The organism is Cupriavidus sp. GW823-FHT06D04, assembly GCF_058795055.1.
The window spans coordinates 26,993-36,227 of sequence record NZ_JBXAHL010000056.1; the positions used below are offsets into that span (position 1 = coordinate 26,993).

Consider the following 9,235-nt stretch of genomic DNA (forward strand, 5'->3'; position numbering starts at 1 on the left):
ATGAAATTCGGGATCGGCTCGCTCAGTCAGGCGAGGCGAAAGCTGATGGCGCCCAGGGTGCCGTAGTCGACATGGAACACATCGCCGACCGCGCCGGCGACCGGGCGCGTGAACGAGCCGCAGAGCACCACCTCGCCAGCGGCCAGGCCCTCGTCCCATTGCGCCAGGCGGTTGGCCAGCCACACCACGCCGTTGGCGGGGTGGTCAAGGACCGCGGCGGCCAGGCCGGACTCCTCGACGACGCCATTGCGATACAGCAAGGCGCCGGTCCGGCGCAGGTCAACAGCGTCGCATCGCACAGGCCGACCGCCGAGCACGACGCCGGCATTGGCGGCATTGTCGGAAATGGTGTCGGTGACTCGGCGTGCGACCTTGGTCTCGCGGTCGAACTGCTCGATGCGCGCATCGATGATCTCGACGGCCGGCGTCACAAAATCCGTGGCCTGGAGCACGTCGAATAGGGTCACGCCCGGTCCCCTTAGCGGCTTCCCGAGAATGAAGGCCAGCTCGACCTCGATGCGCGGCGCGATGAACCGCTGGAAGGGAATGTCTTGACCACTGTCGAAGAACATGGTGTCGAACAGCGTGCCGTAGTCCGGCTCGCTGATCTGGCTTGCTTGCTGCATGGCACGCGAGGTCAGCCCGATCTTGTGGCCGCGCACGCGTTGTCCCCTTGCCCGCTTCAGCTCGCACCAGGCGCGGGAGATCGCGTAGCCATCGGCGATCGTCATGTCGGGAAAACGCCGTGAGAAGTGCCGTACCTGTGTGCGGGTCCGCTCGGCTTCGTCCAGTTCGGATGCCAGATTGGCGATCTGAATTTCAGTCAGCATGTCGTGCGTCCCCCTCTCAGCCCCTGGTCCATTGGATTGGCGCCGGCGCCGTCAGCGGCACGGTCCGGGTGGAGCCCGGGTCGGCTCCGGCACGCTGGTAGGCCAGCGCCGCAATGGCGAGATCGGACAGGCCCATTCCCATCGCCTTGAACAGCGTGATGTCGCCGCTTCCCGTGGCCAAAAGCTGCCCCTGCCTGATGACATCGGACAAGGCCTGCAGGCCGGTCCATTCCTGCGCTTCGGCGCCATAGTGTTCGCGCAGTTCGCGCGACCCGCGGCGCGCATTGTCGATATCGTCCACGACCACGGCGCGGGCACGCGCGAACACATCGGGGAAGAACTCGGCATGGGTTGGCAGGATGGCGCCCACGGCGTTCAGGTGCGCATGCGGTGCCAGCATGCCTGCCCGAAAGAACGGCTCGGTCGCGCGTGTCACCAACGTCACCACTTCCGCCCCGTCGGTGGCTGCTTCCAGGCTCGCGCTGTCGATCACCTCGGCCTGCGGCAGACCCGTGCGGACCTTCTCCACGAACGCCTGCCGGCTCTCCGCACTGGGGCTCCAGACGCGAACCCGGCGCAAGGGACGAACAACGTTGATCGCATGGACCTGTGCGATCGCCTGTTTGCCAGTGCCCACGATGGCCAAGTCCCCGGCGGCGGCCGGCGCCAGCCAGCGGGTGCCCAGTGCCGTCATTGCGGCGGTGCGCAACTGGCCCAACGTGTTGGCCTCCATCATGGCCAGCAGCTTTCCGTTCTCGGTGCTGAACAGGGCAAAGACGGCCTTGGCGCCCTGACGCGTATGGACCCACGTTTTGAAGCCGCACACGCCGACCCGCGGGGAGGCGGACGCCAGTGCATGCATCGCATCGCCGCCGCCGAGTTGGCCCAATACCTTCGGCACATTGAAGGCTGCGCCCTCGGCAATTTCGATCAAATTGCGTTCCAGTGCGTCGATGGCATCGTCCATCGGTACGCAGTGGGCAACATCGGCTTCGGTCAGCCAGCAAGCAGTACTGTTCATGTCTTTCATCGCAATGGGTGTATTAACTCGGGGGAAACAAGGGGGACCAACCTCGTTGGCGAATCCGCGCGTGACCGTCACTGGGCGCTTGGCGACAGGTGCACCACGCTCGACTTGCGCACGATGCGCCAGCGCTCTCCGTCGTGAAACAGGCGGTCCTCGCAGCGGCGTATGCCAACCGGGGCCAGCGGCTGCGCGTCCCCGGCCGGAGCGGGATGACCTTCATAGGCAATCAGATAAAACCGAACGATCGCGTGACTTTCCCCCTCAAGACTCACCGCAGGGTTGCAAACGGCGTGGAAGGTACGGCGCTCCATCGGGCGCCTGTCCAGCGCGGCGGCTATCGCCTCGTGACCTGTCAGGGCCGCGCCGTTGCGCTCCCAGACGCCGTCCTTCGCGAACAGGGAAACGGCCCGGTCATTAGCGTGCATGTCCAGTGCGTCGAAGAAGCCGAACACGACGGCCAGGCAATCAAGGTGATCTTGAGTCGTGGTGGCCATGATCAATCCTCTTGCATGACTGCATGGCGCAACACGCCCACGCCAGTGACCTCGACTTCGAAGATGTCACCGGCGCGCAGAAAGCGCGGGGGGGCCTGGGTCATGCCGACGCCATCGGGTGTGCCGGTAGCAATGATGTCTCCAGGGCGCAGCGTAGTGAATGCACTCAGGTACGCCACAAGGGCGGGAACCGAGAAGACAAGTTCGTCGAGGCCCTCGTTTTGCACCTCCTCGCCGTTCAGCCTGCCGATCACGCGCACATCGCGGGGATCGCGTAGCGGTGTAGCCGGCACGATCCAGGGTCCGAGCGCCCCGGACCGCTCGAAGTTCTTTCCGGGGGTGGCCTGCCGGTTGTGCATCTGATAGTCGCGCACCGAGTTCTCGGCCATGCATGTGTAGCCGCCAACGTACGCCATGGCCTCATCTGCCTGCACGTGACGCGCCGTCTTGCCGATGACGACCGCAAGCTCGGCCTCATAGTCCAGGGTTTCCGACAGGCGCGAACGCACCACTGCCTCGTCGTGGCCCACGAACGAATCCGCAAAGCGAGGAAAGACAGAAGGATAGAGACTGACGTCGTGGCCCGCTTCCATGGCGTGCTTGCGATAATTGAGCCCCACGCAGATGATCTTCGTGTCCGGCTGCACCGGGGGCAGCCAGCGAACTTGATCCCGTGGCACCCCCGTTGACGCGTCCGCCGACGACGCCTGCGCGAGCGCCTCGCCGTAGTGGCGGGCGCCCGGCAACGGCAGCACATGGTCGGCCTCGACCACGCCCCAACCGGTATAGTCTCCGTGCTCGAATCGAGTGATCTTCATTGCAATATCCATAGTCAAGTGCGATGTACAGGGACGCGTCAGGGCCGGCGCGAGACTCGCCGGCGCCTGATGTGTCTATTTCCCGGAGGAGCGGCGCCGCCATGCGACGCGGAGGATCAGGCGCCGGGAGTAGCCCGTTGGGGGTCGGGATACCGATACGCGCCGATCAGCAGGATCGCCAGCGCACAACCGACGCATGCCACGCCCGCGGCCACCATCACCACCCCGTAGCCGTCGAAGTGGTCATACGCGACGCCATACAGGCTCGGTCCGAGCAACGTGCCGATGCAGAACAGCGAGATCAGAATGCCGTAGACCGTGCCAAACGACTTCAGGCCGAAGTAGCGCTTCACGAAGAACGGCAGGAGATCACCCTCGGCGCCGATAAGCAGGCCGGTCAGGGCAGCACCGAGGGCCAAAAGCGGATAAGGCGTGGAATGGGTCGCCGTCGCCAGCAAAGCCACCCCCCAAGCGCCCAGCAGGAAGACCACGGCCGCCAGCACCCGGCCCGCCACCACGTCCAGCAGGATCCCGACCACAAACCGTCCGGTGGTCAAGCCGATGGCCGAGAACGCGGCGCCCGCCGCCGCCATCTCGGGCGAAACGCCTTGGTCCGAAAGCAGTGCCGGCACGTGCACCATGCTGCCCAGGCCCACCGCTGCAATCAAAGCGACACACAGGCCAATGAGCCAGAAGCGCGGGTTGGAGAATGCCTCTTTCGGCGTGTCGCCGATCGCTGGTGCGCAAGCCGTGGTGGCCGTGCGGAATGCTTCGGTGGTGTACGCCGGCATTGCCCGACGCAGCATCGCGTTCGCGACAAAGCCGAGCGCCGCCGCGGCCACTGCCAACAGCAGATAAGCCGTCTGCCACCCATGGTGGCGAATGACCCAACTGGCACACAGCGGCGCAAGGGCCGCCCCGATCCCCGCGCCGATCGAAGCAGCGCCGAACGCCAGCCCCACCCTGCGCTCGAACGTATGCGCCAGGATCGACAAATAGCCGACCGGAGAGGTTGCCACGCCGAGCAGGCCCAGCAGGAAGGTCTTGAATCCCAACGCGGCGGGCGTCAGGGGCCCGAGTGCAAGCAGGACGAGTGTCACTACGAAACAGAGAATGGAATAACCGATGACGCGCTGGTGGCCGTAGCGATCCATCAGTCGGCCCGCCACCGGCGCGCTCACCGCGAGGCCCAGCGAAGACAGCGCCATGCAGCTTGAGGCTACCCCGCGCCCGACGTCCAGAGAGCCCGCGATCGGCAACAGGAACACGCCCGTCGTGCCGGCGAATAGCGCGGTGTAGCCTCCCGACAAGCCCAGCGAGGCCGCCGCGACAAGCAGAACACCTCGCCGGGCGTCCGCACGCGTGGCCTTGCCACTGCGGCGCTCCGGCGGAAAATCTGCGTATGAGCTTTCCACCTATGTCTCCTTGTGTTTTACATCGCGGATTTGTTGGTGGCTAATCTAGCAAAGCACCTTTCTCGCGCACACTGAAACATCTGCATCGGCGAGATGCAACGCGCGAATGCAGGGGCCTGCCACAGGATCGACGGCCGAGGCCAAATGCCATACCGGATAACACCGCGGCGTGCACGAGGCGAATAACCAAGTTGTAGGAACTTCAGTGGAGACAGCGTCGCGCCGGCCCTACCATGCCCGTGGCCGCCCAATCCTGTCGATCGAGCCATCCGATGTTGGTCCGCCATCGGATTTATATCCAGCACCGGCCTGATAACAAGGCCGGGGGATTCGACAGACAACTGACTTTTCGCGCAGGACGAGGGTCGAGAATGAGGAGACAGACATGGAATCACCGATTCGATGCGCGCGCATCGTCGATTCACCGGACTTCAAGCAGTCCATGCGGGCCGTGGTCGCATCCGTCAACGTCATTACATGTCGATATGAAGGAACGCATTACGGCTTGACCGCAACCGCATTCTGCTCGGTGTCTGCCGATCCGCCCACCGTCCTGATTTGCGTGAATGGCAACGCGAGCGCATGCGAACGCATCCGGATGTCAGGGCAGTTCTGTGTCAACGTGCTAACCCCCGGCATGGAAGACCTGGCGGCAGCGTTCGCCGGAAAAATCGCCCCCGAGCATCGCTTTGCGTCGGGCCGCTGGCGCGAGCTCGAAAGCGGAAACCTAATGGTGGAAGGGTGTGCAGCGGCGTTCGACTGCGAAGTCAAGTCGGTGCTGCAGGAAGGTAGCCATTGGGTGGTAGTGGGCACGGTAAGGCAATGCGAATACGCGACGATTCCCGCGTTGGCCTATGCCAACGGCGTATATGGCCGCTTCGAGGAAGCGGGCGCGGTGCGCTAAATCCGGCTCATTCGAAATCAAAGGAGACATACTGTGAATCGCAATTTTCAAATCGATCCGCGCGAGTGGGAAAAAATAGAAGACTCACGTGCGGCCACGAATCCGCTATTCAATGACAACAAGCTCAAGCTTGGCTTGTTCGGAATGAACGCAGGATGGCATATCCATACGACTGCCCCGGAGCGTTACGTGGCGGACTGGGACCGATGCGACGCGATTGCGGCGGAGGCACAGCGATTGGGCCTCGAAACCATGCTTTCGCTCGTTGGCTGGGGTGGTCGCCGCGAGCTGGAGCCCTTCACCTGGGCCGCCGGCCTGGCGGCGCGCCACACGGATCCCGCGCTCGTGTCGACGATGCATGTGCAGTTGAACCATCCGGTGTTCGTTGCCAACGCGGCGGCCACCATCGACCGCATCTCGGGGGGCCGGTTCGGCATCAATATCGTGGCAGGGGCGACACCCAGCACATTCGGAACGTTTGGCTTGCCGATCGAGGATCATGAAACCCGATACGCGCACGCCGAAGAATTCATGCAGCTTCTTCGCCGGCTTTGGGTCGAAACGGAGCCCTTTGACTTCGAAGGCCGCTTCTACAAAGTCAAGCACGCCTGCAACCAGCCAAAGGGAGTGCAAAGCTTCCCTGCGATACTCAATGCGGGTACATCCGGCCGAGGGCGGCAGTTTGCCTGTGAGTATGCAGACGCCATCTTCACGCATGTCCACGTAGATCCCGAACAAGCCGCGGCCCAGATCGCCGACTATAAGTCGTTTGCGTGGTCCACATTCAAGCGTCGCGTGCAGGTGTGGACTCATGGCTACATCGTGATTCGGGACACCCGCAAGGAAGCCGAAGACTTTCTCGAATACTACGCGTCGCAGCACGCGAATCGGCCTGCCATTGAGGCGTGGGTCAAGGACCTCGGCATGGCTGCGCAATCGTCATCGGATGCGGAGCGGTGGAAGTTCGAGCGCACATGGGCGGCGGGCGGCGGCGTCAATCTGGTCGGAACGGCGGAGGAAGTCGCTGACAAGTTGCTCCAGCTTTCCAACGCCGGAGTGGACGGCCTACTGCTTGCGACGATCGAGCCTGAAACCACGCTGAAGCACGTCGGCACGGGGCTCTTGCCTTTGCTCGAACAGGCGGGATTGCGCCGCCCGTCAACCTCGGCCCTATAGCGACTCCCCACCTCTGGATATGTGGTCGCATGCCGCCGCGCTGTGGTGATGTTCGGCTGCCCGCAAATTGCCGATGTCATGCGAACCAGACTAGCGCCCTGCTTCGCGGGATCCGGCACGTGGTTCACGTACTCGATTCCCGCATCGGCGGCACCGTAAAGCGTGACAGACGGCGCGCGCATTGCTGATCTGATTCGTTAACACGCAGCTTGCTGCGACATCTTTAACGTTCCATGCCCGCAGACGCAGGCGAGCCTATGCCCAGCCACATGAGATCCTTGCCGACCACGACCCGGCCGGAATAGCCTTCCTGCGCGCGGCGCCAGCGGCTTTCGCTGCTATCGGCCGGCGCCAGGTGGGACAAGACCAGGGTCTTGACACCGCCCGCCTGCGCGACCGCACCCACCGCCTCCACAGCGGTGTGGGCTTCCAGCAGGTGGCGCGCCTTGGCTTCCTGCGCCGCATTGCGTGGCCTGGGCAGGAACTCGTCGATCCAGTTCGTATCGATCACCTCATGCACCAGGACATCTGCCCCCTTGGCCAGGCGTATGAGGTTCTGGCTCGGACTAGTGTCGCCCGAGAACACCACCGAACCGTCGGCCGTATCGAAGCGGAACGCGAACGACGGAAACACCGGCGCGTGGCTGACCAGAATCGCGGTGACCTTCACCTTGTCGTCCTGGTAGACAGGAAACGGCTGCATGTCCGGTGCGCCATCGCGGTTGGCGTCCATCACCCGCCCTTGGGCACCTTGATGTCTTCCACGGCGACGAGGGTATGAGGATCCGGCTTCTGGCTATCGCGGATGTTGTCGTTGATATCGTTGGCGAAGGCCTTGTAGATGGACTCGGTCATGACCGCCGTTCCGGGCGTGGGATCCTCCGGGTGGATCACCGGAACATTCGTGCGGTTGGCGCCGCTCAGTGGCACCAGCGAGCCACGCGGGCCGGGTCCGAACACCCTCACCGGCGTCTTGCGCGCCCCCAGTCCGTCCGTGGTCCCGAACAGGAACAATGCCGGATAGTCCACGACATGATCCGCGTGCAGGTACGTGATGAACGCCGCACGCAGCGAGGACAGTCCGGGCTTGCGCGGCATGCTCCCGAGCCCGGCCTGGAGGTACCGGCGCAGCCACCCCTCGCCAAAGTCGACCAGATACACGTCTCCGTCCACGACCAGTGCCGAGGAGATACCAGCCAGCCTTGTTCCGCCGTACGACGTACGGCCCCCAGCAGTTCCGAGCAGGACCAGGTTGGTACGGAAGCCGGAGGCGGGCGAGGACGCCGCCACATCCAGCGTGCCAGCGGCACTCGCCATGGCAGGCGCCAACGCGAGGAGCAACCAGTGTGCGAGCCGGACAAGCCAGCTTGGGCGGACCTTGGAAAACGACATGTTCATGTTCTTGTCCATTGTCCTATTCAGGGAGTTGGGTAGCGGCTTCGATCCGGGTGAGGTCCGTACGGATGTCAGAGCCAGGGGCATTGAGCGCAAACTGGACGCGTCCGGTCCGGTAGATGCCGAATGCCGCGACCACCGCCGGAATTGCCAGGAGGAGATAAAGCGCCGCATTGCTCCAGCCCGCCGACAACAGCCATGCGCCGCCGAGCGAGCCCGCAATGGCCCCCACCCGCCCGATGCCGAGCGCCCATGCCACGCCCGTGGCACGGCTTGATGTCGGGTAGAACGCCGAGGCCAGCACATTGGCGCAGACCTGTGAACCGCTCACGCAAAAACCGGTGACGAAGATGGCCGCTGCCATCGCCATCGGCGTGCTCACGGAAGCCAGGCAAGCCACGGCAATCGCTCCCAGCGTGTAGGCGCCGGCCACCACGGCGTAGGGGTTGAACCTGTCCAGCAGCACGCCCAGCACGACGGCACCCGCGACGCCGCCCCCTTGCAGCAGCCCGGCGAGCATCGAAGCCTCCTTCAGCGAGAGCCCGGTGCGCTGGACCAGGATCGGCAGCCAATTGATCAGCAGGTATAGCAACAGCAGGCTGCAGAAGAACGCCAGCCAGAGCCACAGCGTCCCCGACCGGTAACGCGACGCAAAGAGCTGGCCGACCGGGGAACTGGGGCCGACCGGCTCGTCGGTGACGTACCGCGCGTCGGCAGAAACCCTGCCGGCATCGATGCGCGACAAGATGGCGCCGATCCGCGCCTGCATGCCTTCGCGCGTGGCGAGGTAGCGCACCGATTCCGGCAAGGCCAGCGCCAGTACCGGCACCAGCGCCAGCGGTAGTGCACCGCCTAGCGCCAACACACCGCGCCAGCCGACATGTTCGATCAGGTACGCGGTCACCAAGCCCCCAAGCGCAGAGCCGAGGGAGAATCCGCAGAACATCACTGTCAGCAACATGCCACGGCGGCGCGACGGGCTGAACTCGGCGGTCAGCGTGATGGCATTGGGCATGGCGCCGCCCAATCCAAGCCCGGTCAGAAACCGCAGCGCGATCAGCCAGCCGATGCCAGGTGCCGCGGCGGAAGCCGCGCATGCGGCGCCGAACCACGCCACCGACAGGACCAGCACACGACGCCGGCCGATGCGATCGGCAAGCGGACCACAAAGAAAGG

General features: G+C 64.3%; 10 protein-coding genes. 2 read left to right on the forward strand and 8 right to left on the reverse strand.

Features of this window, described 5'->3' with window-relative positions; all coding sequences use genetic code 11:
* Positions 1 to 26: 26 nt before the first annotated feature.
* The 5 genes from hpaH to AC1Q7H_RS36665 all read right to left on the reverse strand — a co-directional run bounded on the left by hpaH (position 27) and on the right by AC1Q7H_RS36665 (position 4,584).
* Positions 27 to 830: a 2-oxo-hept-4-ene-1,7-dioate hydratase gene (gene hpaH / locus AC1Q7H_RS36645; protein ID WP_492316673.1), complete on the reverse strand. Its 804-nt coding sequence runs from the start codon at positions 828 to 830 to the stop codon at positions 27 to 29.
* A gap of 16 nt (positions 831 to 846) precedes the next feature.
* Positions 847 to 1,932, reverse strand: coding sequence for an ornithine cyclodeaminase family protein (locus AC1Q7H_RS36650; RefSeq protein WP_492382336.1), 1,086 nt, complete (start codon positions 1,930 to 1,932; stop codon positions 847 to 849).
* Complete coding sequence (locus AC1Q7H_RS36655; RefSeq protein ID WP_492316672.1) at positions 1,929 to 2,351, reverse strand: nuclear transport factor 2 family protein; 423 nt, start codon at positions 2,349 to 2,351, stop codon at positions 1,929 to 1,931. Before AC1Q7H_RS36655 ends, AC1Q7H_RS36650 begins: the two co-directional genes overlap by 4 nt.
* A 2-nt stretch (positions 2,352 to 2,353) precedes the next feature.
* A complete protein-coding gene (locus AC1Q7H_RS36660) occupies positions 2,354 to 3,169 on the reverse strand; it encodes a fumarylacetoacetate hydrolase family protein (RefSeq protein WP_492316671.1) in 816 nt (271 codons plus the stop codon).
* A gap of 116 nt (positions 3,170 to 3,285) precedes the next feature.
* Positions 3,286 to 4,584, reverse strand: coding sequence for an MFS transporter (locus AC1Q7H_RS36665; protein ID WP_492316670.1), 1,299 nt, complete (start codon positions 4,582 to 4,584; stop codon positions 3,286 to 3,288).
* A 385-nt stretch (positions 4,585 to 4,969) separates the two neighbouring features.
* Here AC1Q7H_RS36665 and AC1Q7H_RS36670 point away from each other — a divergent pair, with 385 nt between their 5' ends.
* Together AC1Q7H_RS36670 and AC1Q7H_RS36675 are read left to right on the forward strand one after the other, a co-directional pair.
* Positions 4,970 to 5,488: a flavin reductase family protein gene (locus AC1Q7H_RS36670; protein ID WP_492316669.1), complete on the forward strand. Its 519-nt coding sequence runs from the start codon at positions 4,970 to 4,972 to the stop codon at positions 5,486 to 5,488.
* A gap of 33 nt (positions 5,489 to 5,521) precedes the next feature.
* Positions 5,522 to 6,664, forward strand: coding sequence for an LLM class flavin-dependent oxidoreductase (locus AC1Q7H_RS36675; protein ID WP_492316668.1), 1,143 nt, complete (start codon positions 5,522 to 5,524; stop codon positions 6,662 to 6,664).
* A 223-nt stretch (positions 6,665 to 6,887) separates the two neighbouring features.
* Here AC1Q7H_RS36675 and AC1Q7H_RS36680 read toward each other — a convergent pair whose 3' ends face one another.
* The 3 genes from AC1Q7H_RS36680 to AC1Q7H_RS36690 all read right to left on the reverse strand — a co-directional run.
* Positions 6,888 to 7,397 carry an MBL fold metallo-hydrolase gene (locus tag AC1Q7H_RS36680; protein ID WP_492316667.1) on the reverse strand — a complete coding sequence of 170 codons (510 nt, stop codon included), beginning with the start codon at positions 7,395 to 7,397 and terminating at the stop codon, positions 6,888 to 6,890.
* Entirely contained in the window at positions 7,397 to 8,074 is a 678-nt protein-coding gene (locus tag AC1Q7H_RS36685) for an MBL fold metallo-hydrolase (protein ID WP_492316666.1), read from the reverse strand. The genes AC1Q7H_RS36680 and AC1Q7H_RS36685 overlap by 1 nt, the downstream gene beginning before the upstream one ends.
* A gap of 4 nt (positions 8,075 to 8,078) precedes the next feature.
* Positions 8,079 to 9,235: MFS transporter (locus tag AC1Q7H_RS36690; protein ID WP_492382337.1), on the reverse strand; the 1,157-nt coding region annotated here is incomplete at its 5' end.

Coding starts and splice junctions, on each gene's coding strand:
- AC1Q7H_RS36685 (WP_492316666.1), bottom strand. CDS start 8,074: ATGGACAAGAACATGAACATGTCGTTTTCCAAGGTCCGCCCAAGCTGG.
- AC1Q7H_RS36660 (WP_492316671.1), bottom strand. CDS start 3,169: ATGAAGATCACTCGATTCGAGCACGGAGACTATACCGGTTGGGGCGTG.
- AC1Q7H_RS36670 (WP_492316669.1), top strand. CDS start 4,970: ATGGAATCACCGATTCGATGCGCGCGCATCGTCGATTCACCGGACTTC.
- AC1Q7H_RS36655 (WP_492316672.1), bottom strand. CDS start 2,351: ATGGCCACCACGACTCAAGATCACCTTGATTGCCTGGCCGTCGTGTTC.
- AC1Q7H_RS36680 (WP_492316667.1), bottom strand. CDS start 7,397: ATGGACGCCAACCGCGATGGCGCACCGGACATGCAGCCGTTTCCTGTC.
- hpaH (WP_492316673.1), bottom strand. CDS start 830: ATGCTGACTGAAATTCAGATCGCCAATCTGGCATCCGAACTGGACGAA.